This window comes from Streptomyces sp. NPDC054813 (assembly GCF_053611365.1).
Genome location: NZ_JBSHAF010000032.1, coordinates 39,436 through 65,462, shown reverse-complemented (window position 1 = coordinate 65,462; position 26,027 = coordinate 39,436). Strand labels below are relative to the sequence as shown.

Annotated in this window: 20 protein-coding genes and 1 pseudogene; 12 read left to right on the top strand and 9 right to left on the bottom strand. The window is 71.6% G+C overall.

Features of this window, described 5'->3' with window-relative positions; genetic code table 11:
* Positions 1–142: 142 nt before the first annotated feature.
* The 3 genes from ACWGJB_RS42985 (at position 143) to ACWGJB_RS42975 (ending at position 6,561) form a co-directional block, all read left to right on the top strand.
* On the top strand, positions 143–2,935 hold the full coding sequence (locus tag ACWGJB_RS42985) for an AAA family ATPase (RefSeq protein ID WP_453385469.1): 2,793 nt from the start codon (positions 143–145) through the stop codon (positions 2,933–2,935).
* 244 nt (positions 2,936–3,179) lie between these two features.
* The gene (locus ACWGJB_RS42980) at positions 3,180–5,546 is read left to right on the top strand and encodes a SpoIIE family protein phosphatase (protein WP_453385468.1); all 2,367 of its coding nucleotides are present in this window, start codon (positions 3,180–3,182) and stop codon (positions 5,544–5,546) included.
* A 247-nt stretch (positions 5,547–5,793) separates the two neighbouring features.
* Complete coding sequence (locus tag ACWGJB_RS42975) at positions 5,794–6,561, top strand: pirin family protein (protein ID WP_453385467.1); 768 nt, start codon at positions 5,794–5,796, stop codon at positions 6,559–6,561.
* Positions 6,562–6,621: 60 nt separating this feature from the next.
* On the opposite strand, the gene ACWGJB_RS42970 is transcribed toward ACWGJB_RS42975, so the two are convergent.
* Together ACWGJB_RS42970 and ACWGJB_RS42965 are read right to left on the bottom strand one after the other, a co-directional pair.
* Positions 6,622–7,641, bottom strand: a complete 1,020-nt coding sequence (locus tag ACWGJB_RS42970; RefSeq protein WP_453385466.1) for an aldo/keto reductase — start codon at positions 7,639–7,641, stop codon at positions 6,622–6,624.
* A gap of 78 nt (positions 7,642–7,719) precedes the next feature.
* Positions 7,720–8,616 (bottom strand): helix-turn-helix transcriptional regulator, encoded by an 897-nt coding sequence (locus tag ACWGJB_RS42965; protein ID WP_453385465.1) that lies wholly within the window; start codon positions 8,614–8,616, stop codon positions 7,720–7,722.
* A gap of 305 nt (positions 8,617–8,921) precedes the next feature.
* Here ACWGJB_RS42965 and ACWGJB_RS42960 point away from each other — a divergent pair, with 305 nt between their 5' ends.
* The 3 genes from ACWGJB_RS42960 to ACWGJB_RS42950 all read left to right on the top strand — a co-directional run bounded on the left by ACWGJB_RS42960 (position 8,922) and on the right by ACWGJB_RS42950 (position 11,228).
* Positions 8,922–9,107: a hypothetical protein gene (locus tag ACWGJB_RS42960; RefSeq protein ID WP_453385464.1), complete on the top strand. Its 186-nt coding sequence runs from the start codon at positions 8,922–8,924 to the stop codon at positions 9,105–9,107.
* Between the two features lie 60 nt (positions 9,108–9,167).
* A complete protein-coding gene (locus tag ACWGJB_RS42955) occupies positions 9,168–10,052 on the top strand; it encodes an aldo/keto reductase (RefSeq protein WP_453385463.1) in 885 nt (294 codons plus the stop codon).
* A 270-nt stretch (positions 10,053–10,322) separates the two neighbouring features.
* Positions 10,323–11,228, top strand: a complete 906-nt coding sequence (locus ACWGJB_RS42950) for a YihY/virulence factor BrkB family protein (protein WP_453385462.1) — start codon at positions 10,323–10,325, stop codon at positions 11,226–11,228.
* Positions 11,229–11,259: 31 nt separating this feature from the next.
* Here ACWGJB_RS42950 and ACWGJB_RS42945 read toward each other — a convergent pair.
* Together ACWGJB_RS42945 and ACWGJB_RS42940 are read right to left on the bottom strand one after the other, a co-directional pair.
* Positions 11,260–11,724: pseudogene (locus ACWGJB_RS42945) on the bottom strand (DUF1365 family protein); the annotation flags it as partial.
* A 129-nt stretch (positions 11,725–11,853) separates the two neighbouring features.
* Entirely contained in the window at positions 11,854–12,531 is a 678-nt protein-coding gene (locus tag ACWGJB_RS42940) for a GAP family protein (RefSeq protein WP_453385461.1), read from the bottom strand.
* 379 nt (positions 12,532–12,910) lie between these two features.
* On the opposite strand from ACWGJB_RS42940, the gene ACWGJB_RS42935 reads away from it, so the two are divergent.
* The 4 genes from ACWGJB_RS42935 (at position 12,911) to ACWGJB_RS42920 (ending at position 16,829) form a co-directional block, all read left to right on the top strand.
* Positions 12,911–13,501 carry a hypothetical protein gene (locus tag ACWGJB_RS42935; RefSeq protein ID WP_453385460.1) on the top strand — a complete coding sequence of 197 codons (591 nt, stop codon included), beginning with the start codon at positions 12,911–12,913 and terminating at the stop codon, positions 13,499–13,501.
* A 117-nt stretch (positions 13,502–13,618) separates the two neighbouring features.
* On the top strand, positions 13,619–14,971 hold the full coding sequence (locus tag ACWGJB_RS42930) for a Dyp-type peroxidase (RefSeq protein WP_453385459.1): 1,353 nt from the start codon (positions 13,619–13,621) through the stop codon (positions 14,969–14,971).
* Between the two features lie 55 nt (positions 14,972–15,026).
* The gene (locus ACWGJB_RS42925) at positions 15,027–16,157 is read left to right on the top strand and encodes a catalase family protein (RefSeq protein ID WP_453385458.1); all 1,131 of its coding nucleotides are present in this window, start codon (positions 15,027–15,029) and stop codon (positions 16,155–16,157) included.
* Between the two features lie 159 nt (positions 16,158–16,316).
* Positions 16,317–16,829, top strand: a complete 513-nt coding sequence (locus ACWGJB_RS42920; protein ID WP_453385457.1) for a DUF5990 family protein — start codon at positions 16,317–16,319, stop codon at positions 16,827–16,829.
* Between the two features lie 26 nt (positions 16,830–16,855).
* Here the strand turns inward: ACWGJB_RS42920 and ACWGJB_RS42915 are convergent, their stop codons facing one another.
* The 5 genes from ACWGJB_RS42915 to ACWGJB_RS42895 all read right to left on the bottom strand — a co-directional run bounded on the left by ACWGJB_RS42915 (position 16,856) and on the right by ACWGJB_RS42895 (position 22,331).
* Positions 16,856–17,878 (bottom strand): FUSC family protein, encoded by a 1,023-nt coding sequence (locus ACWGJB_RS42915; RefSeq protein ID WP_453385456.1) that lies wholly within the window; start codon positions 17,876–17,878, stop codon positions 16,856–16,858.
* A gap of 63 nt (positions 17,879–17,941) precedes the next feature.
* Complete coding sequence (locus tag ACWGJB_RS42910; protein ID WP_453385455.1) at positions 17,942–18,817, bottom strand: aldo/keto reductase; 876 nt, start codon at positions 18,815–18,817, stop codon at positions 17,942–17,944.
* A 127-nt stretch (positions 18,818–18,944) separates the two neighbouring features.
* Positions 18,945–20,282: a phosphatase PAP2 family protein gene (locus ACWGJB_RS42905; protein ID WP_453385454.1), complete on the bottom strand. Its 1,338-nt coding sequence runs from the start codon at positions 20,280–20,282 to the stop codon at positions 18,945–18,947.
* Between the two features lie 229 nt (positions 20,283–20,511).
* Entirely contained in the window at positions 20,512–21,630 is a 1,119-nt protein-coding gene (locus tag ACWGJB_RS42900) for a CU044_5270 family protein (RefSeq protein ID WP_453385453.1), read from the bottom strand.
* Positions 21,627–22,331 carry an RNA polymerase sigma factor gene (locus ACWGJB_RS42895; protein WP_453385452.1) on the bottom strand — a complete coding sequence of 235 codons (705 nt, stop codon included), beginning with the start codon at positions 22,329–22,331 and terminating at the stop codon, positions 21,627–21,629. Before ACWGJB_RS42895 ends, ACWGJB_RS42900 begins: the two co-directional genes overlap by 4 nt.
* A gap of 267 nt (positions 22,332–22,598) precedes the next feature.
* Between ACWGJB_RS42895 and ACWGJB_RS42890 the strand changes: the two genes are divergently transcribed.
* Together ACWGJB_RS42890 and ACWGJB_RS42885 are read left to right on the top strand one after the other, a co-directional pair.
* Entirely contained in the window at positions 22,599–23,639 is a 1,041-nt protein-coding gene (locus tag ACWGJB_RS42890) for a LacI family DNA-binding transcriptional regulator (RefSeq protein ID WP_453385451.1), read from the top strand.
* A 152-nt stretch (positions 23,640–23,791) separates the two neighbouring features.
* Positions 23,792–25,930: an RICIN domain-containing protein gene (locus ACWGJB_RS42885; protein WP_453385450.1), complete on the top strand. Its 2,139-nt coding sequence runs from the start codon at positions 23,792–23,794 to the stop codon at positions 25,928–25,930.
* Positions 25,931–26,027: the final 97 nt, after the last annotated feature.

Genomic DNA, 26,027 nt, shown 5'->3' with positions numbered 1-26,027 from the left:
CGGGCGACCGCGCAGCCACGCTTCTGTCACATGACCAGTCACCCGCGGCCGCTGCCGCGCAGACCGCCGCTGGCAGGATTGCCGTATCAGGAGCCCTACGGCCTCTGACGGCCTCTGACGATCTCTGAGACAAGGACCGCTCATGCACACCGGCACCGACCGTCCCACCCATCCGGTCGTCCTGGGCCGGGCCGCCGAACTGGCCCGGCTCGACCGGCTGCTCGGGGCGGTGGCCGGCGGCGGCCCCCAGGTGCTGGTGCTGACCGGGGAGCCGGGGGCGGGCAAGAGCACCCTCGTGGACCGGGCGGCCGAGCGGGGGCGGGCGCTGGGCTTCGGCGTCCTGCGGGTGCGCGGCAGCGAGGGCGAGACCGGCCTCGGTCTGTCCGGCGTGCACCAGCTGCTGCATCCGCTGCTGCCCGGTGACGGTCTGCCCGCGGCGCACCGGGAGGCTCTGGACCAGGCCTTCGGCCCGGGGACGGCGGAGTACGAACTGCGACTGGACCAGTTGTCGCTGTGCGTCGGAGTGCTCGGGCTCATCACCGGGGCCGCCGCGCACCGGCCGCTGCTCCTGCTGGTGGACGACGCCCAGTGGCTGGACCTCGGCTCGGTGGACGTGCTGGCCTTTCTGGCCCGCCGGCTGGAGGGCGAGCCGGTGGTGCTGCTGCTGGCCGCCCGTGAGGAGGGCGTGCCGGCCCGGTTCGACCGGGACTTCCCGCAGGTCACCGTGGGGCCGCTGAGCCGGACGGCGGCCGGGCAGCTGCTGGACGCGCAGCCGGATCCACCGCGCGGCAAGGCGCGCGCGGAGATCCTCCGGCAGGCGGCCGGCAATCCGCTGGCCCTGATCGAGCTGCCGCGTGCCCTGGCCCGGGGGCGAGCGGCGGGCGCCGGAGGAGGTGCCGGAGGCACAGGCGGTGCCGGGGGTGCGGCCCTTCCGCTCACCGCGCGGCTGGAGAACCTGTTCGCCGCCGATCTGCCCGGTCTGCCCGCGCCCACCCGGGAGGCCCTGCTGCTGGTGGCCGCGGCAGGTACGGCGGAGCTGACCGACCTCATCCGGGCCGCCCCGGAGCTGGACGTCGTCCGGGCTCTGGACCCGGCCGAGCGTGTCGGGCTGGTCCGGGTGGCGGACGGCCGGGTGCTGCCGCGGCACCCGCTGGTCCGCTCGGCCGTGTACCACGCGGCCTCCTTCCACGAGCGCCGGCAGGCCCATCTCGCCCTGGCCGGGGCGCTCGCCGGGGAGCCGGACCGCCGCGCCTGGCAGCTGGCCGCCGCGGCGACCGGCCAGGACGCGGAGGTCGCCGACGCTCTGGCGGAGAGCGCCGAGCGGGCCCGAAGCCGGGGCGGTTACGCGGCGGCCGCGACCGCGCTGGAACGCGCGGCCGAGCTGACACCGGATCCGGGGCTGCGCGCCCGGCGGCTGCTGACGGCCGCGCAGTCGGCGATGTTCGCCGGGTACCCGCAGTGGGTCGGCGAGATGAGCGGCCGGGTCGGCGGTCTGACCGAGGATCCCCGGCTGCGCGCCGAGGCCTCGCTGCTGGGCGGCTGGGCCCTCGGGGTCACGCTCCGCCACGAGGAGGCGCTGGCGTTGCTGCTGGGCGTCGCCGAGGCCACCGCCGCCTCGGTTCCGGGCCTGGCCCTGGGCGCCCTGAGCACGGCCGCGACATCCGTCTACAACTCAGGCGCGCCCCACCACCGCGCGGAACTCCGCCGGATCGGCGAGCTGATCGACGGGGACGGCGATCCGGCCGGCCGCTCGTGGGCCCTGGCCGTCGTCGACCCCCATCGTGAACGGCCGCTGCTCATGAGCCACCTGGCGGACGGGCTGGCCGAGCTGGCCCGCGAGGAGAGCCTCGGGAACCTCACGGCGGTGGGCGGCACGACGTGGATCCTGGACGAGACCGAGCAGGCCGTACGCGTCCTCGGCCGCACGATCGACGTCCTGCGCCGCGCGGGCAGCGCGGGTACGAACGCGACGGTGACCCAGGCACTCGCCCTGGCCCTGTTCGAGAACGGCTCGTGGGCGACGGCCGAGGAGGCGGCCGACGAGGCGTTCTGGATGGCCACGGAGGCGGGCGCCGACAACGTGACGGTGGGCGCCCGCATCCTGCGGGCGACGCTGTGCGCGCTGCGGGGCGACCCGGCGGCGGCCCGGGCCCAGGCGGCGGAGGCCGTACGCGGGGTGGACCTGCGCAAGTCCCTGAGTCTCCAGGTCCGGCACCGGCACGCCCTGGGCATGGCCGCGTTCGTCGCCGGGGACCACGCCGGCGCCTACGAGCAGCTGCGCGCCGCCTTCACCCGCGACTTCCGCCCAGCCCCCGTCCACTACCACGCCTCCCTCTACTACCTGGGCGACCTGGCCGCCGCCGCGGTCCGCGCCGGGCGGACGGACGACGCGCGCACGGTGGTCGACGGCGTGACGCAGGAGCTGAAGCCCGACCCCTCCCCGCGGCTGGCCGCCGTACTGCACCGGGCCACCGCCCTGCTGACCGACACCGACGACGCCGAGCGGCATTTCCAGGCCGCTCTCGACGGCTCCGGCACCGACTGCTGGCCGTTCGAGAAGGCGCTGGCCCACCTCGACTTCGGCGAGTGGCTGCGCCGGCGCCGCCGCGGTGCCGAGGCCCGCCGGCATCTCGGCGCGGCGCTGGAGTGCTTCGAGCGGCTGGACGCCCGCCCCTGGACCGAGCGGGCGGCGGCGGAACTGCGGGCGGCGGGTACGGCGGGGGCCACCGCCCCGGCCGGTGAACTCACCCCACAGGAACGCCAGATCGCCGAACTGGCCGCCCAGGGCCTGACCAACCGCGACATCGCGGCACGGCTCTATCTCTCACCGCGCACGGTCGGCTACCACCTGCACAAGATCTTCCCCAAGCTGGGCATCACGGCCAGGGCGCAGCTCCGGGACGCCCTCACCGCGGAGGGAGGCACCGGCGGCTGAGGGGCGCCCACCGGGCCGCTCGCGGCGCCGTGCCCCTGCGATCAGGTCGGCGGCCGTACCCGGCCGGCACCGAGTTCGTCGAGCATCTGCTCGTGCGTGAGTTTCCCCGGGCCGGCCCTGCGACCAGCCACGACGGTGCCGCAGCCGGTCGACGGCACATCACGGCGCCGACCGCGCCGGTGCGTGCGGTTGTAGTCCGTCGTGCGGCACGGGATGCTGAGTGAGCACGAAGGGAAGCGGTGCCATGGATCGTTTTCCGAATGGTGCCAACGTCGAATTCCACAGTCCTCTGGACCTCGCCAAGGCCGCCACCGCCGTGCTGGACGCGGAGGGCCGCGTCTCCGGCTGGAGCATCTCGGCCCAGCGTCTCCTCGGACATTCGCCCGAGGAAGTGCTCGGCTGGTCGGCCGACCGGCTGTTGGCGGCGGCCCCGGGCCCGCGACTGTCCGCTCTCTGCAGGGCGCGCCGCCCCCGCAGCACGGTCCTGGACCTCCGCTGCCGGGACGGACACACCCTGCGCGCCGCCGTGACGTTCAGTCCGCTCACCCACCAGGGTGTCGCCGCGACCGTGGTGGTCGCGGCTGAGCTGACGGCCCTGCGCGGCTGGGAGGCGCAGCTGGCGATGTTGCAGGGGCTGGCGACCGAGTCCTCCGTGGGTCTGACCATCTTCGACACGGACATGCGCGTCGTCTGGGGAAACGTCTCCACCGACCAGGAGCTGGCGGGGGTCGCCGCGTACGTCGGCCGGCCCGCCGCGGATCTCTTTCCCGAGGGCGAGTTCATCTCCCGCCACCACCCTCCGGACGAGGACCAGGTGATGGAGCAGGTGCTGAAGACGGGCGAACCGGTCCTCGGCATGCACTATCGCGGGCGCGCCCCCGCCGACCCGGTGCGCGAGCACGTCTGGTCGTGCTCGTACTACCGGCTGGTGGACGCCAGGGGCGAACCGCTGGGGCTGTTCGAGGAGTCCCTGGACATCACCGACCGCTACCGCGCCCAGGAACGGCTGTCGCTGCTCGTACGGGCGGGAAAGCGCATCGGCGCCTCGCTGGACGTGCGGCGTACGGCCGCGGAGCTGGCCGACGTGGCGGTGCCGCAGCTGGCCGACGAGGTTCTGGTGGATCTGCCGCCGGCGGTCATCGAGGGACGGCAGCCGCCGACCCGCTCGGCACCGGGGCACAACCTGCTGCGGATGCACGGCCGTACCCCGGAGGAGTTCCGGACCAGCCCGGTCTCCTATCCGCCGTCGTCACCGCAGGCGCTGAGCCTGGCCACCAACCGCCCCGTCGTCGGCGCCTCCCCGCCGCCGGGAGAAGGGGTCCCGGCCGCCCGGCACACCGACCTCTTCGTCCCGTTGCTCGCCCGCGACGCGGTCCTCGGTCTCGCCACCTTCCGGCGCAGCAACAACCCGGACCCCTTCGGGCCCGAGGAGCAGACGCTCGCGGTGGAGCTGGCCGAGCGGGCCGCCGTGGGCATCGACAACGCCCGCCGCTACACCAGCCAGCACGCGGCCGCCCTGGTGCTGCAGCGAAGCCTGCTGCCCCAGCGGCTGCCCGAGCAGAGCGCGGTCGAGGTGGCGTACCGCTACCTGCCCGCCGACAGCCGGGTGGGGGTGGGCGGCGACTGGTTCGACCTGATCCCGCTGTCCGGTGCCAGGGTGGGGCTGACCGTCGGCGACGTGGTCGGCCACGGTGTGCACGCGGCCGCGACCATGGGCCGGCTGCGCGCCACCGTACGGACCCTGGCTCTGCTGGACCTGGACCCGGCCGAGCTGCTGACCCGGCTGGACGGCCTGGTCGGGCAGGACGCGGAACCCGACGAGGCCGACGGGCTGAGCGACGAGGCCCTCGGCGTGACCTGCCTCTACGCGATCTACGACCCGGTCGGCGGCCGCTGCGTCTGGGCGAGCGCCGGTCATCCCCCGCCTATCGTGGCCGACGCGAGCGGCTCAGTGGCCCTGTCCGCGCCGGCGCCGGGGCCGCCCCTGGGGCTGGGCAGCCTGCCGTACGAGAACGTCGAGCTGAGCCTGTCCGACGGGAGTGTGGTGGCGTTCTTCACCGACGGTGTCGTGGAGGACCGGCGCACCGACATCGACAGCGGGATCGACCGTCTCGCCCACGTGCTCACCTGGCAGCGCTGCCCGCTGGAGGAACTGTGCGACCGGGCGATGTCGACCCTGCCGCCCGGACCCCAGGCGGACGACGCCACGCTGCTGCTGGTGCGCACCCGGCGGCTCGGCGCCGACCGCGTGACGGACCTGGAACTGCCGCCGGACCCGGCCATGGTGGCGGACGCCCGCACGGACACCGAGCGCCAGTTGGAGAACTGGGGGCTGTCCGAACTGTCCTTCACCGCCGCGCTGGTGGTGAGCGAGCTGGTCACCAACAGCATCCGGTACGCCACCGGTCCCGTGCTGCTACGGCTGATCAGGGACCGCAGTCTGCTCTGCGAGGTCTCCGACAACGCACACACGGCGCCTCATCTGCGACGCGCCCGCCGTGACGACGAGGGAGGCCGCGGCCTGTTCCTCGTCGCCCAGGTCTCCCAGCGCTGGGGCACCCGCTACACCGCGTCCGGAAAGACCATCTGGGCGGAACTGGCCATCCCCTAGCGCTCGGGCCAGGGCCCGTCGCACGGGGCTCTGTCGCCGACCGGGCCAGGCACGAACGACACTTCAACGCTCGATAACTTTAGTGCTCAAGTTATTACGGCGCGCCGAGAATGGACCGAAGGAAGTCGTTACGCACGGCACCCAGCCCACCCCCACCCGCCACCAGTTGAACGTTCACGCGATTCGGGAGTACCGTGAACGTTGAATGCTGATCATTGCGGGATCTCTGCGTGAAAGGAAGCGCCTGATGAGCGCAGTGCTGACACCCACGGTGGACGTGCGACGTGCCGACCGACGCCTGACCAGCCGGCTGTCATGGCTCGACTCCAAGCACTCCTTCTCCCTCGGCACCCACCGGCCGGACCCGGCCAACACCCACCACGGCCTGCTGCTGGTCAACAACGAGGATCTGGTGCAACCGGGCACAGGATTCGACACCCACCCGCACCAGGACATGGAGATCGTCACCTGGGTCCTGCAGGGCTCCCTGGTCCACCAGGACTCCAGCGGCCACTCCGGCGTGATCTACCCCGGCCTGGCCCAGCGCATGAGCGCCGGCACCGGCATCCTGCACTCGGAGAAGAACGACTCCTACCGGTCGGCCGGCGAACGCCCCACCGACCCGGTGCACTTCGTCCAGATGTGGGTCGTACCCGACGAGGCCGGCGTCACCCCGGGCTACGAACAGCTCGAAATCGACGCCGAGTTGCTGACCGGCGGACTGGTCACAGTCGCGTCCGGCATGGACAGGCACCGGGACGCCAGCGCCATCCGGATCCAGAACCGGCACGCGGCCCTGCACGCGGCCCGGCTGCGCCCGGGACAGCAGGTGACCCTCCCCGAGGCGCCCTACCTGCACCTGTTCGTCGCACGCGGTTCCGTGGACCTGGAAGGCACCGGCACCCTCGACGAGGGCGACGCGGCACGCTTCACCGCCACCGGCGGCCGCCGGATCAGCGCCATCGCCCCCGCCGAAATCCTCATCTGGGAGATGCACGCGACGGTCGCCCTGTGACCAGGTGTTCCCGGAGCCCCGGGCCCCCTGGGGGTTCAGGCCCTGCGGGCGGGCATCGCGTCAACGACGCCGCTGGTCGGGCCGCAGCTCGAAGTCGCCGTAGCTGTTGTCGACCGGGTTGACCGTGACCCCGGGGGCCACGATCTCGTCGATGGCGTCGAGCACGTCGGCCGGGAGCGTGACGTCGGCGGCGGGCAGGAACGCCGCCAACTGCTCCATGGTGCGCGGCCCGATGATCGCCGAGGTGACGCCCGGGTGGTTGACGACGAAGGCGACGGCAAGCTCGATGAGGGTGAGTCCGGCCTTCTCGGCCAGGACGGCGAGCTGCTCGACGGCGTCGAGCTTGCGCTGGTTGGCCGGGGCGCCCATGTCGAAGCGGGCCCGGGGGCGTGCCGCCGAGGCAGGCCCCTCGGAAGCGCTCTTGCGGTAGCGGCCCGAGAGCCAGCCGCCGGCGAGGGGGCTGTAGGTGAGGGTGCCCATGCCGTGGCGTCGCACCGTGGGCAGCACGTCCTCCTCGATGCCGCGGACCAGGATCGAGTACGGCGGCTGCTCGGTCACGAACCGCTCCAGATGCCGCTCCCGGGAGACCCACTGGGCCTCGACGATCTGGGAGCCGGAGTACGAGGAGGAGCCGAGGTAACGGATCTTGCCCTGGTGGACGAGGTCGGAGAGCGCGCCGAGGGTCTCCGAGACGTCGGTGTCCGGGCTGGGGCGGTGGACCTGGTAGAGGTCGATGTGATCGGTGCCCAGGCGCCGCAGGGAGTTCTCGACCGCGCGGATGATCCAGCGCCGTGAGCCGCCGCGCTGGTTGGGGTCGTCCTGGTCCATCGGCATGAAGAACTTGGTGGCCAGGAACACCTCTTCGCGCCGGCCCTTGAGCGCCTTGCCGACGATCTCCTCCGAGACGCCGACGGAGTAGACGTCCGCGGTGTCGACGAAGTTGATGCCCGCGTCGAGGGCGCGGTGAATGATCCGTACGGAGTCTGCTTCGTCCTCGTTGCCCCAGGGCCCGAACATCATCGCGCCCAGGCAGAGCGGGCTGACCTGGACGCCGGTGCGGCCGAGCGGTCGGTACTGCATGGAGGGGTTCTCCTGGTTCTCGCGGTTCGCGTGGTCCGTTTGGTTCGCGTGGTTCGTTGGTTCGCGTGGTTCGCTTGGTCAGTCGGTTCCGGAGGGGGCGACCGTGCCGGTGGTCGTCCAGCTGGCGAGGAGGCCGAGGGCCTCCCGTTCCGGAGAGTCCGGTTCGGGGGTGTAGAAGTTGAGGCGGAGGCCGGGGTCGGACGGCAGGTCCATCGCCTCGTACGGCAGGGCGAGAGGCCCGACCAGCGGGTGGTGGAGGTTCTTCACGCCAGAGCGGTGGAACCTCACGTCGTGGCGGGCCCACCGGGCCGCGAAGGCGTCGCTCCTGGTCGTCAGCTCTCCGATCAGGTCGGTCAGCGCCTTGTCGTGCGGTGCCCGGCCCGTCTCGGTGCGCAGGAAGGCCACCGAGTCGTCGGCCCCCTTGTCCCAGTCGACCCAGAAATCCTTGCTCGCCGGGTCCAGGAACATGAAACGGGCGCTGTTGACCGGCCCCCGCTGGGCGAACAGCGGCGATTCGAAGACCGGTGCGTACAGCGCGCGCCCCAAGGCGTTCGCGGCCACGATGTCGAACCGGGCGTTGCGCACGAACGCCGGCACCCCGGTCATCGACTCCAGCAGCCGCAGGATCGTGGGCCGCACCCGGGACGAGGTCACCGTGGCCCGCCGGCCCGGCGGTGTCGACGCACGGGCCAGGTCGTAGAGGTGGGTGCGCTCGGCCTCGTCGAGCCGCAGGGCGTGCGCGAGGGCTTCGAGCACCGAGTCCGAGGCGCCGGAGAGGTTTCCGCGTTCGAGACGGACGTAGTAGTCCACGCTCATGCCCGCGAGCAGGGCGACCTCCTCACGACGCAGGCCCGCGACGCGGCGGTTCCCGCCGTAGACCGGCAGTCCGGCCTGCTCCGGGGTGATCCGTGCCCGCCGGGTGCTCAGGAAGTCGCGGACCTCGGCGGCCAGGCCCTTCTTGTCAGCGCCGGCCATGATCGGACTCCCCAGGCGTGTGCCACGGCGCTGCCGACGGACATGACGCGAGGTGGACGGTGGCTTCGGCGGGTGCCAGGGACACGGGAACTCCTCCTGATCGGCGTGAATCTTGTGCCGGCGCCTCCACGGTAGGTCCGTGTGCCACGACCTGCGAGGTACTGCGAGTACCTGGAAAAGCAGTGCCTCCCACCCGCGGTCCCGCATGCGCTTTCCTGGAGAGGACCGAGGCAGGGCCACCCGGAACCGACCCCGGATCCCGACTCCGAACCGACCCGAAGGAACACCGTGCGCGCAGCACTCATATGCCTCGACGGCACCTCGTCCACGGTCCGGTCGATCTCCGGAACCACCGGACCGGCAGCGCGCTGAGCCTGAGCACCCTGACCGCCGTGGACGCCGCCGTCTCCACCGGACACACCGGCGCCGAGATGGCGGCCCGCCCAGGCGCGGCACCGACCGGCTCCGCCGTCCTGCTCGCGTCGGCGTAAGTGACCGTCTCGGCCCTCATCGTCCCCACCCCGTCCCCCACACCACGAAAGGACACCCTGATGCAGACCCTCACCCTCAACAACGGCGTCCCGATGCCCGCGCTCGGACTCGGCGTCTTCCAGACCCCGCCCGACGAGACGAGGGCGGCCGTCACGGCCGCCCTCGACCTCGGCTACCGGCACATCGACACGGCCGCCGCGTACGGCAACGAACGCGAGGTCGGCCAGGCCATCCGCGAATCCGCCGTACCCCGCGACGACATCTTCGTCGAGACGAAGATCTGGATCAGCGACTACGGGTACGAAGAGACCCTGCACGGCTTCGACAAGAGCGCCGCGAAACTCGGCGTCGACCGGATCGACTTGCTCATCCTGCACCAGGCGCTGCCGTCGGACTTCGACAGGACCCTCGCGGCCTACCGCGCGCTGGAAAAGCTCCTGGCCGACGGCAAGGTCCGGGCCATCGGCGTCAGCAACTTCATGGTCGACCATCTGACCGCGCTGCTCGACGCCACCGCCGTCGTCCCCGCCGTCAACCAGCTGGAGATCCACCCCTACTTCCAGCAGCGTGCCGTCCTCGACTTCGACGACGAGCACGGCATCCTCAACCAGGCGTGGTCCCCCATCGGCGGGATCACCTTCTACCCGGGATACGGCGAGAACCGCAGGAGCGTCCTGGAGGACGCCCTCGTCACCGGCATCGCCGAGGCACACGGCAAGAGCCCGGCCCAGGTGCTGCTCCGCTGGGGCGTTCAGCACGGTCGCTCCGTGATCCCCAAGTCGACCAGGCGTCACCGGATCGCCGAGAACATCGACATCTTCGACTTCGAACTCACAGCGGACGAGCTGAAGGCCCTCGACGCCCTGGAGACCGGCCGGCGCGGCGGCCCCGAACCGGAGAACGTCACCCTCGCGAACTACGGCCGCGCCATCCCCGAAGCCTGATCGTCCTCCCCCGTTTCGAACGGGCCTGAGCTGGAGGAGCTGGTGGGCCGGGTGGCGCTCGGGCGCAACCGGGCGGACCGCCCCGGAAGACGACGGCCGTGTCCGGCGGCACTGCCGGGGCCGCACGACGGCCCGCCCTGGGACCCGCCACGCCCCCGGTAACCGTGCTGCCCGCCCTCCGCGGGATGATGGCGGTAGCCGCCAGGGCGGCGGAGCCGTACACGACACACACAGGGGTCCGTCTGAGTGCCGCCTCGCATCGCATACCGCATGTCCACTGAGCCGTACACCGACCGGGCCCGCCGCACCGCCGTGTTCCAGCAGCCCGCCGCCTGGTGGCCCGCGCTCCGGCGCACGCCGGTGTCCCTGTGGAACGACGACATCACGGACTACGCGGCTGCGCTGACGTACTACGCGATCCTGACCGTGCTCCCCGCCCTGCTGGCGATGGTCCTGGCGTTCGGTCTGATCAGCCCGGACACGGCCGAGGAGTTCATCGGCCACGTCGCCGCGTACGCCCCGGCCGACTCCGGTGCCGACCTGCACGCCGTCCTGTCCCACGCCCTGGACACGGACGGCACGGCCTGGCCGCTGCTGGTGACCAGTACGGCCAGCGCACTGTGGTCGGCCTCCAGCTATCTCGCCGTCTGCCGCCGCGCCCTGCACCGTATGCACCGCGTCGAGGACCGGCGCTCGACCTGGCGCAAGGCGCACCGCATCGTGCTGACCGCGCTCGTGGTGCTCGCCCTGCTCCTCGTCGGCTCGCTCACCCTGCTGCTGACCGGGCCGCTCGCGGAGGCCGTCGGCCGGATCCTCGGCATGGACACCACCGCGGCCTGGGCGTGGAGCCTGCTGCGCTGGCCCGTGCTGCTCTGCCTGGTCGCCCTCCTGGTCGTGGTCGTCTTCCACACCGGCCCGGCGGGCGCGCGCCGACGCGGGCACAGCCTGCCCGGCGGCGCGCTGGCCGCCGCACTGTGGCTGGCCGTCTCCGCGGGCTTCTCGTCGTACGCCACGACGCTCGACGCCTACAGCAGGCTGTACGGCTCGCTCTCCGGCAGCGTCGTCTTCCTCGTCTGGCTGTGGCTGTCGAATCTGGCGCTGCTCACCGGAGCGCAGTTCGCCGCGGAACTCGCCAAGCCGGCCGGCCCGGCGACCCCGCCGTCGCGGGGGCGGTAGCGGACCCTGGCGGGTCAGCCGCGTTGCCCGCACCTGCCTCCGGGAAGAACGGCGAGACGCGGAACTCCCTCGCGGTGCGCGCGGTCCCGGACGCGTCCGGCCGCAGCAGGTGGCAGTGCCGCCCGCCGTAGGTGTTGTGCACCTCCGCGACCGCACGGCGCGGTTCCCCGGCGGGGCCGTGACACCAGCACAGGGTGGGCGGGTTGAACACGTGTCCGAGCATGCGCGCGTGGGTGAGCATCACCACCCGGCCGCCGTCCAGGTGTACGCCGTGACCGGCGAGGAAGTCGGCCGGGCCGGCCCGGATCGAGGGCCGGTCGCCGGTGAAGTGGGCGCGTGGGTCGAAACGGGCCAACGGCCGCAGCGGAAGGGGCAGGTGGGGCGGTCTGTCGGGGTCGATGAGCCACATGTACGTGCGGTGGCGCAGCGCGTATCGCCAGGGAGTGGTCCGCACGTGCCCGATCGTGCACGAGTAGAGAGCGGGTACGGCGTTCACCAGCGCACTCCCAGCGCCGCGGCGGCCTCGACGCCGAAACGGCAGCCGTCCTCGTGGAATCCCCAGCCAGCACACGGCCCACAGTGCGCTCCGCTTGCCGGACCCGAAGCCGTACGTCTGACCGGCGGGTCAGGAGGTGAGGATGGAGATGCCGTCTCCGAGCAGCTTCAGCCCGAGGACGAAGAACAGGACGGCCATCACGGCGACATTGTGCTGGGCTGCCCAGTCCTTCCAGTTGCCGAGCGTGGTCTTGGCTTTCTCTCCGCCGAGGAGGAAGACTCCCAGCGGCGCCAGCAGGCCGAGGGTGGCGACCACGACGAAGATCGCCAGGGAGCCGATCTGCTGCCCGACCGGTATTCCGGCCGAGCCGATCGCGGCGCCCGCGGCGATGGTCAACGGGGCGTTCTTGGCGTTGAGCGCGGCCAGGGCCAGCCCGAGTGCGAAGATCTTGACCGGCGTGAGGCGGTCGATCGCGCTCATCCACTTCGGCAGCTGGGCCTGCGAGGGATCCTTCGGACGCCGGTGCCATTGCCGGGTGCCGAACAGGACGAGGAACAGGCCCAGGGCGAGCTTGAGGGCTCCCACCCAGGTGGCCGGGTGCTTGTGGGTGGAGGCACCCGCCGGGGAGGCGATCGCCAGCATCACCGCGCCCAGTATCGCGAGTCCCAGGATCCAGCCGACGGTGAAGAGAACGCCGTTGAGACGGCCCCTGGGCGTGGCGAGGATGAGGATGATGGCGATGATCGGGAGCGGGCTGACCGCGACGGCGGCCGCGAAACCCAATACGTCACCGAGAACTTTGCCCATGGTTGCCTCCGCGGGGGTCAGGGGGCGATCCGGTCGAGTCGGGGCTCGGCGCGAGAGGGGCCCTCGACCGCCTCGGCGGTGCCTGGGCCGGGGTGCGACCGGCCGCGCCACTGTCTTCACGGGCGTGCGGAAGTGGCTGCCCGAGAACGAAGACGACGTACGACCAACTCGGCACGTCCCGCCGTTCCATCTTCCTGCGCCCGGCCGGGTCTGTCCTCGGGAGCCTCTCGGGGGCTTCTCGGGAGCTGCCGACCACTGTGCCCGGGCCCGGGATGCGAGGCGGAGGGCTCGCGGTGACGATTGACGTGTGAGGGCGACGGTGCCTCATGTTCAGGCTCCTGGTGACCCTCGCACCGATCCGTGGCAGGAGAGTTCCACGATGACTGCGACGACAGGTGCAACCCAACCGGCTCACCCCGAGCGCCCGGGCAGGTCGGATGGGGTCTGCAGTGAGTTCACCGTTTTCACCGAGATCAAGCCGGGCCATGCGGACGCGTTGCGTGAGGACCTCGCCGCGCTCTCCGCCGCGGCGGATGACGAGAAGGTCCATGCGGCGGTGCGCCAGATCGGCACCCTGCACGACGCACGGCATGTGATCTTCGACAACGACACCCGGTTCATGTTCGCCAGCGTCTTCGACGGCTCCTGGGACAACTACATCGACGACTTCGCCAAGACGGTGGTCGGGGACCGCTTCGACAGGGTCTTCTCGCACAGCGTCGGGTTCCCCGGCGTCACCGACCCAGGGGCGAAGGACTGGTTCGTCGCCCACCAGGAGCCCGCGGGGGTCTTCGTCAGCGCCTATCCCGACCTGACCGTTCAGCAGATCTACAAGGACCACCGCGTGGACGACGCGTTCCAGGAGGTGCTGGACACCCCCCAGTTCCGGGCGGCGCTGGAGAACCCGGCCAACGCGGAGTTGGTGTCCACGCCGGCCTTCCAGAAGCTGCTGGAGGAAGCCTCGGCCTAGAACCGGACACGGCCGACCCCAAGGACCGACCCGAACTTCGGTGGCCCGCGTCGGCGGGCGCGGGCCGCCAACAGCAGGGCTGCCCAGGCAGAGACCGATGTGGAGGCACAAGCGATCATGAACCCCGCGGACAGCAGCAGCGCGGTCGGCGTACGCGTGGAGATCGACGACGTCCAGAGCGGGGCACTGCGCCCACGGCCCGTGCCCTATCAGGGGGAGTTCGTCTTCCTGCGTGTCGATGACCGCCATGCCGGGCGCGACCTGCTGCGGCGGCTGCTCCCGATTGCCTCGGGTGGCCTGCCCGGCAAGGACCGGAGCCAGGATGCCTGGGTGGCTGTGGCGCTCACCTACCAGGGGCTGAAAGCTCTGGGAGCGCCCCAGGAGTCGCTGGACAGCTTTCCGCAGGCGTTCCGCGAGGGCATGGCCGCGCGCGCGGAGCTGATCGGCGACGTGGGCGAGAGCGCACCGGCCCACTGGGAGGCACCGTTCGGAACGGGCGACGTCCATATCGCGTTGAGCGCCCTCTCCTCGGATGCGGCGCAGTTGGACAGGGAGCTGGCGCGGGCCCGTGCCGCCTACGAGGACACGCCCGGTGTCGAGGTGATCTGGCAGCAGGAGGTCCACCAGCTCCCGACCGGGCGCACCACCTTCGGATTCCGCGACGGCATCAGCCATCCGAACATCGAAGGCGTCGGACTGCCCGGCTCCAACCCGCAGGAAGCCCCCATCAAGGCCGGCGAGTTCATCCTCGGCTACCCCGACGAAACCGGCAATCTGCCGCCCATGCCCAGCCCCGATGTGCTGGGGCGCAACGGCACCTACGCGGCCGTGCGCAAGGTCCACACCAACGTGGCGGCCTGGCGCCGTTACCTGCGCGCGAACAGCGCCGGCGCCGAGGATGAGGCACTTCTCGCGGCGAAGATGGTCGGGCGCTGGCCCAGCGGGGCGCCGTTGGCGCTGGCGCCGGAGCACGACGATCCGGAACTGGCTGCCGATCCGCACCGCGTCAACAACTTCCTGTACCGGGAGAACGACGACCGGGGCTACCGGTGCCCCGCCGGTGCGCACATCCGGCGCACCAACCCCCGCGACGCCACCATCATCGGCGACGCGCGGATGCACCGCCTCATCCGTCGCGGCACCACCTACGGCCCGCCGCTGCCCGAGGGCGTGCTGGAGGACGACGGCGCCGACCGCGGCCTGGTCGGCGTGTTCCTCGGGGCCCACCTGGAACGGCAGTTCGAGTTCATCAAGGCCGAGTGGGTCAACGACGGCAACTTCATCGGCTACCCCGGCGAGCAGGACCCGGTGGCCGGGCACCACGGCGGGACCGGCAGCGTCACCATCCCGGAGAAGCCGGTCCGGCGTCGCCTGCAGAACCTGCCCAGTTTCGTGGTCACACGCGGCGGCGAGTACTGCTTCGTGCCGGGGCTGCGTGCCTTGCGCTGGCTCGCCGAACTGGAGGGCTGACAGCCGCTCCAAGCCCCTGAGGTCCGATCACGCTCTCCGAGGAGAGGCCGCAGCCATGGCAGCACAGTTCGTCCGCTACACGCCCGACGTCGAAGACTACGCCCCGAACTTCGACCGCGACGTGCAGACGGTGATCGAGAAGACCGAGGGCTACATCGCCGAGTCCGTCGAGGCCGGCGGCACCGGGCGGGCCCTTCGCGACGCCCATGCCAAGGGCTACGGGCTGGTCCGGGGGGAGGTGGAGATCCTGGACGGGCTGCCTCCGGAGTACGCCCAGGGCATCTACGCGACCCCGGGAACCCACGACGCGCTGATCCGCTTCTCCAACGGCTCGCCCCACGCCGGAGCCGACGCGCGACTGGGCGCCGCCACCGGACTGGCACTGAAGATGTTCGGCATCCCCGGCCCGACCCTGCTGGAGGACGAACCGGACTCGGGCACCTTCGACTACGCCAACATCAACGGACCGGTCTTCTTCTGCAACACGGTCGAGCACTACCTGTTCATCCAGGAGCTGTTCCTGAACGCGCCGGCCTACTTCTCCCAGGGCCGCCCCGGAGCACATCGTTTCTACACCGAATTCGTGACCGGAAAAGGAACGCTGGACCAGGACAACTGGGCGTGGGACGAGTTCCTGGCCTTCCTGCGCCTGTCGAAGACGCCTCCGGTGAACATACTGCTGTCGAGCTACTGGACGATGGGCGCGGTCCGGCACGGCGACTACATCGCCAAGGTGCGCATCACCCCCGACCCGACGTCCGCCGCCGGGGTGGTCCGGCGCACCCTCGACCCGACCTCGGCGGCGGAGGTCTTCCGGCCGGCCCTGCAAGCAGAGTTGCAGGAGGGGCCCTACGTCTTCGACATCCAGGTCCAGCTCTGCACCGACCTGGAGCGCATGCCGGTGGAGGACACCACCGTGGAGTGGCCCGAGCAGCTCTCGCCGGCCTTCACCGTGGCGAAGCTGCGGCTGCCGCAGCAGGACATCTCCGAGCCGGAGAACCTGGAGAAGATGGACTCGCTGTCCTTCACGCCCTGGCGGGTCACCGCCGAGCACGCGCCCCTGGGCAACATCATGCGGGTCCGCAAGGAGGTCTACCGGCGATCCTCCATCGAGCGCCACAAGCTCAACCAGCAGCCCCGCACCGAGCCCCGAAGCGTCGACGACGTACTCGGCCGCACCACATGAGCACCGGATCGAGCGGCCCAGCCCCCATGGCCCCGCTGTTCGCCCAGGAGAAGAACGACGAACGGCCCCCAGCGACCACCTTCCCGGCCACCGTGCCGAGCGCGGGCGGATGCGGGCGGCTGCGGTCAGCACGGTGGCCGCGGGCGGATGATGGCCGGTATGCGCATCCGTATCGACGCCGTCGACCTGCCCGGCCGCACCCGCCCGGCCCCCGCCGGCACCGACGGCCCCGCGTACGCCGACATCCATGTCGCCGTGCAACGCCGTGACCGTCCGGCCGAACTTCTCGCACCACAGCCCGGCGACGCCGCGTCCGCGACATGGACCCTGGAGTGCACCGCGACCGCCACCCCCGCCGGCATCGAGGTGACAGGCCCATATGTGCAGGACCGCCTGGGCCGCCGGTTCGTGTACCTGTCCTGGTGCACGGTCGACGACTCGGGCGTCTTCTCCATGTTCCGCCGCACCAAGCTCATGCTCGACGCCGTCCCCGCCGACGTACTCGCCGCCGCCGCGCACCACGGCCTGCTGGTCGGCCGTGTCGGGCTGACCGACGCGGACGGCGGCCCCCGGTACGCACGCGTCGAGCCCCCGCACATCACCTGGACCGCCGGACCCGGCGACCAGGACGGGCTGTCACCGGGCCATGAGGACACGATGCCCCCTCGGTGAGCGCCGACGGCCCCTCCGGCCCGTCCTCAGCTCCGGGGACGGTCACAGAGGTCGAGGATCTTGGTGAACGGTCTGCGGAGCAGTACGGCCACAGGAGCGACGTCCTCCTTCCTGTACCGGGCCAGTGCGGCGCGGGCGGTGGCCGTGTCCTGGTGGGGGTCCCGTCCTTCGAGGAGGGCTTTCAGGGCTCGTCCGGTGGCCTCGGCGACCGGGAGGAGGGCGGTCCGGGCCCGGGAGAGGGCCGGGGTGGGTCCGTCGCGTGCGGTGAAGAAGTCCACCTCGGCGGCCAGGGCGAGGAGATGAGGCGCGGCCTGGGCGGTGCGGTCGATCCGGTCCCTCAGTTCGGTCACCTCGGTCCGTTGGCGCCGTCGAAGTGGATTGAACCGCATGGCCTTTTCCGCTTCCCGGGCCTTGTCCGCGTAGCCGGGCAGCCGGTCCGCCTCCGCTTGCGTGTGCGCCCGGTTCGCGTACGCGGCGTCCGGTGAGCCGATCGCGTGTGTGCTGCGTACGAGGCCCTCCGTCAGATCGCCCGCACACTCGCGTGCCAGTGTCGCGGCCTCCTGGTGGGGGTTGCGCGGCCAGAGCAGCGGAGCGAGGACGGCGGTGACCGCGCCGCCCAGCGCGTTCTCCCACAGCCGGGCGAAGCCGTAGGAGTCCGGCGAGGGGTTGGCGAAGACCAGGAGTGAGGTCACCGCGACCTGCACGTTCAGTGCCGTGCCGGAGGTGATGACAGTCCCGCACAGCAGGGCCAGGCCCATCACGACGGCAAGGACGGCCGTGGTCGGCTGGAAGAAGTGGACCACGGTGACGCCCAGGGCCACTCCGGCCATCACGCCGAGGATCCTCAGCAGCAGCGCGGTCAGGGAGGAGGCGGAGTCACCGCGCAGGCTCAGGACCGGGACGATGGCGGCGAACACCGGCGGCTGAACGGCACCGGCCCACAGCGCGACCTGCCAGCAGACCACCGCGATCACCAGAATGCGGGCCGCCGTCGGCCCCTGCGCCCGGAGCCTGGAGCGCACCCGCGTCCACGGCGAAACGCCCGTCACCTGCCCACCATAAGCACACGCCGCGACCCACGCCCGCCGGTGTACGCCCCGTGGACCGGTGGCTCAGGCCGCTTCGCGCGCCGCCCGGGTGAGCTGGTCGACCTCTTCGGGGTCGAGGGTGACCCGGGCGGCGCCGACGTTCTCCTCCAGGTGCGTCACACGGGAGGTGCCGGGGATCGGCAGCATGACCTCGGTGCGGGCCAGCAGCCATGCGAGCGCGACCTGACCGGGGGTGGCCTCGTGCCGCTTGGCGATCGTGTCGACGAGACGGCCCGGCTCGACCAGCTCGCCCGCGGCGACGGGCGCCCACGGGATGAAGCCGATGCCCTCACGCGTGCAGTGGTCGACCACGTCCTCCGACGTGGAGTCGGTGAGGTTGTAGCGGTTCTGCACGGTGACGATCTCCGCGATCCGCCGGCACTGCTCGAGCTGGTCCACCGTGACCTCGGAGAGTCCGATGGCCACGATCTTGCCCTCGTCCTGGAGCTGCTTCAGCTCGCCGATCTGGTCCGCCAGCGGCACCTTCGCGTCGATGCGGTGGAGCTGGAACAGGTCGATACGGTCCAGGCCGAGCCGCCGCAGGCTCATCTCGACCTCCTGCCGGAGGTACTCGGGCCGTCCGACCGGGGCCCACTCGTCCGGGCCCGAGCGGGTGAGGCCCGCCTTGGTGGCGATCAGGACGTCGTCGGGGTACGGGTGGATCGCCTCGCGGATGATCTCCTCGCTGACATGGGGACCGTACGAGTCGGCGGTGTCGATCAGCTGGACGCCCAGCTCGACCGCGCGGCGGACGACCCGCCGGCACTGCTCGCGGTCGGCCGGCTCGCCCCAGATGCCGGGTCCGGTCAGCCGCATCGCCCCGAAGCCCAGCCGGGCCACCTGCTTGCCGGCTATCTCGAAGGTCCCTGACTCATGTGCGATCAGCGTGTCTTCGGCCATGAATTCCACGCTACTCCGGCACCGGGAATCCGTCTGGGCGCAGCCGTACCGGCCTGCCGTGCGCAGAGGGCCGCACCCGCCCGGCGGAGGCACACCCGGCGGGGTGTGCCCGTCCGCCGTTGCCGGTCTACCGCATCACCCCGGGCCGCACGGACTGACGGGGCGTCAGGAGGGGTTCTTCCACGGGCCGGCGCTGGGTCCGTAGGTAGCCGTAGACCACCGAGGCCATCGCCAGCAGGAGAAGCGGGCCGGACGCCCACGGGTGCCTGGCCATCTCCAACGGCAGCCAGCGGTACGACACCAGGAGCGCGGCGAAGACCGTCACGCCGTAGGCGGCGAACCGGAGACCCGACCGGTCCCAGCCGCGGTCGAACGAGCGCAGCGCCGCCTCGATGGTGAGCGTGAACACCACGCCGGCGACGAGGTCCACGCCGTAGTGGTAGCCGAATCCCAGCGTCGCCGTGAGCGTGGCGACCAGCCAGAACGCGCCGGCGAAGCGCAGCACGCGCGGACCGCTCCGGGAGTGGATGAAGATCGCGACGGCCCACGCCGTGTGCAGGCTGGGCATGCAGTTCCGCGGGGTGAACGCGTCGAACGGCATGGGGTGCGGGGAATCGACGGGTGGCGTCGCCCGCGGCCACAGGTCGGCCACCTCCCAGTGGCCGCCGTCGAAGCCGTGCCCGCCGGGCGGCGCGTCCGGCCACAGGATGACCGAAGACCAGTGCTCGACGCCGGTGCCATAGGCGAAGACCGGTCCGACCACCGGGAAGATCATGTAGACGGCCGGCCCGATGAGGCCGATCACCAGGAAGGTGCGCACCAGGTGATGACGGGGAAAGCGCCGTTCGGCCGCCACGTGGCGCAGCTGGTACAGCGCGACGACGACGGCGGCCACGGCGAGCTGGCCGTAGACGATGTTGAGAAGGTTGAAGCCGACCGGACCGGTGGCGGTGACGAACCTGCCCATCAGCCACGACGGTTCGCCCAGCGCGTGATCGGCGGTGGCCACGTACTGGTCGAGTACCGTCGGACGGGTCTTCGAGGTGAGGAGCAGCCAGGTGTCGCCGGTCTTGCGTCCGGTCACCAGCAGCAGGCCCAGCCCTACGCCCTTGAGCAGCAGGACGCGTTCCCGGCCGGTGCGGCGGGTGACCGCTATGGCCGCGTGGCCCAGGATCACCCACAGCGCGCCGTTGCCGAATTGGTGGCCGTCGGTCACCTGGGCGCTCAGTGCCCACCGGACCGCCACGATGGCGATGTCGATGCCGATCGCGGCAGCGGCGGCGGCGAACCGTTGCCGCCAGGTGAGCACCGTCATCATCAGCGCCAGGCCGGCGTACAGCAGGAAGCCTGATTTGGGGGCGAAGACCACCTCCCGCGCCTGGTTGGTGATCGGCCCCGGCAGGCCGTAGCGTCGTGCGGCGATCTCGAGTGCCAGGAGGAACCCGAGGGCCGTGACGCCCGCCACGGCCCAGAGTCTCAGCCCCGGTCGAGGCCACGGGGAGGGGGGTGTTCCGTCGCTTCTTCGCGAAGGACCCCGCGTTGGTATGGATCTCAATTCCCGGCCGATTTGCTAGACGACGACACCCTGTCCGATGAGGGAAGACGGAAAGATCGCCCGCCAGGTTCCGGCCTCGTTCAGGAAAGACCCCCGGATTGTTCACCCAGGGGTCTCCCGGGGCAAGACCGTGGATGGGTCAGCCGGTCTGGGACGGGGTCTGCTTGATGCCGTCGACGACGGCGCGGATCATGACGGCGCTGGTGAACGTCACGGTGCCCGGCTTGATGAGGGCCTCGGTGCCGGTGTTCCGCTTCACCTGGACCGTGCGCTCGCCCAGGAACACATCGCTCTTCCTGTCGAAGATCCACTCCTCGCGCTGACCGCTGGTCTCGTCGAGCCGGGCCACCGCGACACCGTGCCGGCCGGCCGCGTCCACCGCGTCGTCCACGACGACGACGCCGGGGATCTTCGCGGCGGTCTTGAAGAGGGCCGAGTACAGCTCCGCCGGGGGGTAGCTCTCGCCGAGCAGGTCGCCGATGGTGGTGAACGCCTCCTGGTCGGGGGAGTTCCCCTGCCCCTTCGTCTCCTTGTAGATCTTGGCCAGCAGGGCGTCGGGGTCGGTGGTCAGCCTGGCCAGGTAGTCGTACGACGGAGCGTTCAGGTTTGCCTTCGGGGTGTTGCCCTGTTCGTCGGGCAGGCTCAGGGTCTCGCCCTCGGGGCTGTCGTTGACGGCCGGGTCGATCAGCCAGCCCTTGGTGCCGTCGGCGGACTTCCACACCTGGCGGGTGTGCAGCTCGTGGCCGGCCAGGGTGGTCCCGTCGTCGGTGGACTTCAGGAAGGTGTCGGCCGACTTGGACTCGATGTAGACGTACTGGCCGGGCTTGACGTCCGGATGGGACGTGTCGGCCGCCGCCAGTGCGATCCGGTCCAGCAGCTGCGGTACACCCTTGCTGGTCGCGGCGCCGACAGTGGTGGTCAGGGCCGGTCCGGTGGCGACGCCTTCGTCCTTGACGCCGTCGCCGCCACCGGAGACGGCCACCCCTGCGACAACCACCCCGGCGAGGGCGGCGGCCAGCGCGGGCAGGGCGATCGCGGGGCGCGGCAGCCGCAGCCGCCGGGTCCGTGCCCGGTCCGCCGGCTGCCCCGCCGGGTGCTCGGCGGTGCGCTCCGCCGCCTGGGTCTCGTGAATCTGGGCCATCATGCGCTCCTTGTGGAACCGGTGACGGCCCGGTGGCAGGTCGCGCGTCGTCCGGTCGAAGAGACGGTCGCCCTCGTCCCGTTCGGCAGCGTTCTGCCGGGACGTGTTCGCGTTCATCGGTTTCCTTCCTGTGCGGGCCGGATCGCGTGTGCGTGATCGCCTCTTGTCTGTCGGCCGGAGCGGCCGCCTTCCCGTTTCCCGGGACTTGTTCCGATATTTTTCCCGGCCGCCGCTGCCGCTGCCGGATCCCTCAACTGCCTTGGCTGGAACGGTGGTTGATGTCTGGCCTGCGCGGCCTCGGCCAGCTTGCGGAGCTTCTTGCGGGCGCGGGAGAGCCGGGAGGCGACCGTGCCGACCGGGATGCCGAGGGCCTCCGCCGCGGCCTCGTAGTCCAGGCCCTCCCCGAGGCACAGCGCGATGACCTCGCGCTCGGGGCGGCGCAGCGACGCGAGCGCGGTGAGCGCCGTCGCGAGGCGCTCCCGGTCGTCGAGCCGGTCCGCCACCTCCTCCGCGTGGTCGGGCACCGACAGCTCGGCCGCGGCGGCCGCCGTCGCCGCCGCCCGGTAGCGCCGGTTGCTCCGGTACTGGTTGCGTGCGGTGTTGGTGGCGATCCCGAGCAGCCACGGCCGCAGGGAACCACCCGTCGGATCGACCTTCTCGCGCAGCCGCCACGCCTCCATGAAGGTCGCGGCCATCACGTCCTCGGCCGTCGACCAGTCGGCGGTCAGCCGGAAGGCATGGTTGTAGACCGCGCGGGCGTACGCGTCGAAGAGCTCGGCGAACGCGCTCGAATCCCCGGCCCGTATCCGGGTTCGCATAGGAGTGCTCACCTCATTGAGCTGTGCGGCACCCGGCACCGACTTCCCGTGACCTGCGCCACACTCGCCTCTGGTACACCCTCCCGCGCGGCGGGGACTCATCATGCCCGAGGGGCAGCGGGACCAGGAGACCCGGCGGGTTCGCCGTGGGCGGCGGTCACCGGTCTTGCCTCCCCGTACCGGCCCCCGTTACCTTGCGGCGGGGCTTGCGGCCAGGTACGCGATGCGTCCGGCGCATCAACGCGCGGCGTACGGAACGGACATCGGGTGACAGGTCGAGGCAAGGGCCGGCAGGAGGCGCAGCACGGCCTGCTCACGAACATCGCCGCCGAGGCGGGGGTCTCGCTCAGCACCGTGTCCAAGGTGGTGCACCGGCGCCGGGACGTCGGCGCGGCGACCCGGGACCGGGTCGAGGAACTGCTGGCACGGCACGGGTACGTCCGCCCGTGGGAGCGGGATCCCGAGACGCCCCGGCAGATCATCGTCGTCTTCCGCGACCTGTCCGGCCCGTACACCCTGGAGGTCGCCCGGGGGATCGTGGACGCGGCCGGTGAACTCGGCATCGACGTGGTCACCGGCACGACGAGCCGGCGGTCGATCTCCGCGTGGCTGGAGGAGTGCGTGGCCCTCGGCGCTGCGGGGCTGGTGATCGTGATCTCGATGCTGGCCGAGGAGGACCAGCGGAGGATCGTCGAGCAGCGGCTGCCGGTCGTGCTGATCGACCCGCTCAGCGCGCCGTCCGAGGACATCCCGAGCATCGGCGTGACGAACTGGAGCGGCGCCCGGGACGCCGTCCAGCATCTGCTGGACCTGGGGCACACCCGGATCGGCATGGTCGCCGGCCGCTCGCACTCCCTGGCCGGGGCGGCCCGCGTGCACGGCTACCGGGCCGCGCTGGAGGAAGCCGGGGTCTCCTACGATCCGGCGATCGTCCGCGCGACCGACTTCGACTACGCCGAGGCGCTGACCGCCAGCCTGCAGATCCTGCGGGCCGACGACCCGCCCACGGCCGTCTTCGCGGCCAGCGACGCACAGGCGCTCGGCGTGCTGGAGGCGGCCCGGCAGCAAGGGCTCGCCGTGCCGGGCGACCTGTCGGTCATGTCCTTCGACGACACCCTCGTGGCTGCCATGGCCTGCCCGCCGCTGAGCGCGGTGCGCCAGCCGTTCGAGGAACTGGGACGCGAGGCGACCCGGGTGCTCATGGACCTCGCCCAGGGCCGGCCGCCCGCGTCCTCGAGGATCGAGCTGACCACGGAACTCGTGGTGCGGACCTCGACGTCCGTTCGCCACCGCGTCAATACCTCGTAACCCGCCGCCGCGCGAAACCCTTTCGCAATGTGCCGGTGACAGTGCCGCGCCGCCTGCGAATACTGGCTTCCTCCCCGCACCCCCGTGGCAAAGGAACGCCGTTGAATAGATCCTGGGCGCGAAAGGCCTTCGCTTCGGCGACGGCCCTCTGTATGGGCGTGGCAGTCGCCATCGCCTCCGCGACGGCCGCGTCGGCGTACCAGCCGAGCCCCGCGAATCTGTATACGGCGGACAACACCGCCGCCTGCAACAAGAGCCCCTGTGTGCTCTACCCGAAGTCGGCCCAGCTGGCGGACGGCCGGATCGTGGCCACGTTCGAGAACAGCCAGAGCGCCCCGGTGGGCCAGACGCTGCCGATCTACAAGAGCGACGACCACGGCACGACGTGGGCGAAGCTCGCCGACGTCAAGGCCCCCGCCTACCTCTCCACCGACTCCGCGTACGCGAAGTACACGAGCAACTGGACCAACCCGTACCTGTACGTCCTCCCGCAGAGCGTCGGCTCCCTGAGCGCCGGCACCCTGCTGCTCGCCAGCATCGTCTCGGGCGACGACTACTACTACGAGGAGCAGAAGGCCGCCAACTCCAGCTGGACGCCCACCAGTGACGGCGACCGCAAGGACGTGGCGCTCGCCCTGTACGCCAGTACGGACGACGGCGCGACCTGGAGCTTCCAGAACATCATCGCCGCCGGCGGCTGGCAGGGCGGCAGCGCGGGCAGCCTCGGCCGGGTCTCCACCGCCAACACCCACGCCCAGGTCGACCCCGTCTGGGAGCCGCACCTGCTCGCCCACAACGGGCAGCTCATCGCCTACTACTCCGACGAGGACGACTACACCGGCTACAACACCACCACCGGCGCCCCGACCCTCGACCCGGCCAACGACACCGCGACCGACTCCGGCGGCCAGGTCCTCCTCCACCGCACCTGGAACGGCACCGGCGGCTCGGCCTGGAGCAGCCCGGTCGTCGACGTCCCGGGCTCCACGGTGAGCATGGGCAGCGGAAAGACGGAGATCGGCGGGGGCCGCCCGGGCATGACGACCATCGCCCCGACGACCGACGGCAAGTGGCTGCTGACGTACGAGTACTGGGGCGGCGGGACGAACGTCCGCTACCGGATCTCCGACGACCCGACGAAGTTCTTCTCCGCCACGGACGCCGCCATCACCTCGCTGCCCGTGCCCTCGGGCGGGGCCGCCCCGTCCACCGGCGGCAGCCCGGTCCTGCTGCCCATGCCGGACGGCCGGATCGTCTACAACGCGGCCGGCAGCGGCGACGTCTGGGTCAACGAGTCCGGGCTGTCCACCGGCACCTGGAAGGAGTACAAGACGCCGGTCGCCGCCGGATACAGCCGAAACCTGCAGTACGTCGACGGCACGGGACGCGTCCTGATCCTCCAGGCGTCCTGGAGCGGCACCAGCGTCGGCCCCGTGAAGTACGCCGAGGTCGACCTCGGCCGCTCGGACGGCGCCTACTACAGCCTCGTCAACCGGCTGACCGGCCAGGTCCTCACCACCGCCTCCGGCAAGACCCAGGACGCGAACCTCACAGGGAACACCCCCGACCTCGTCCTCGCGGCCGGCTCCACCGCCGACACCCAGCGCTGGCACCTGACCGCCAAGGGCAGCAACGTGACCCTGCTCAACAAGGCCGGGGGCCGCTCGGTCGCCATCTGGACCGGCACCGCGACGGCCGGGCAGAAGCTCGCCCAGTGGGTCGACGACGGCGCCACCGACAAACAGTGGACCCTCGCCTCCCCCTCGACCAGCGGGTACTACAAGCTCCGCTCGGTCCTCAACACCGGCCTCTACATGACCGGTTCGACCGCGGGCGGCTCCGTCACCGTGGCGGCGGCGACCACCGACGGCTCACAGGACTGGCAGCTGGTCCAGGACCCGCTCCCCACGGCCTCGACGTTCACCCTGAAGGGCGCCTACTCCGGCCGCTGCCTCGACGTCCCGAACGGCCAGACGGGCGTCCAGGTCCAGATCTACGACTGCTCGGGCAACGCCAACCAGACCATCACCCAGACCACGGCCGGCGAACTGCGCGTCTCGGGCAACTGCCTGGCCGCGAACGGCGACGGTACGACCACGGGCACCACGCTCATCCTCTGGGCCTGCAACGGGAAGTCCAGCCAGAAGTGGGCGTTCCGCGTGGACGGCACCGTCGTCAACCGCTCCAACGGCCTGGTCATCGACGTCACCGACTGGGGGACGCCCAACGGCTCGAAGGTGGAGCTGTGGACGGGGCTGGGCAACGCGACCCAGCAGTGGACCCGAGGCTAGCCGGTCAGCGGGGAAAGGGGGCCGGTGCGTCGTGGCTCGTCGCGCAGTTCCCCGCGCCCCTGAAAAGCCGGGGCTGCGCCCCGCTTTTCTGGGGCGC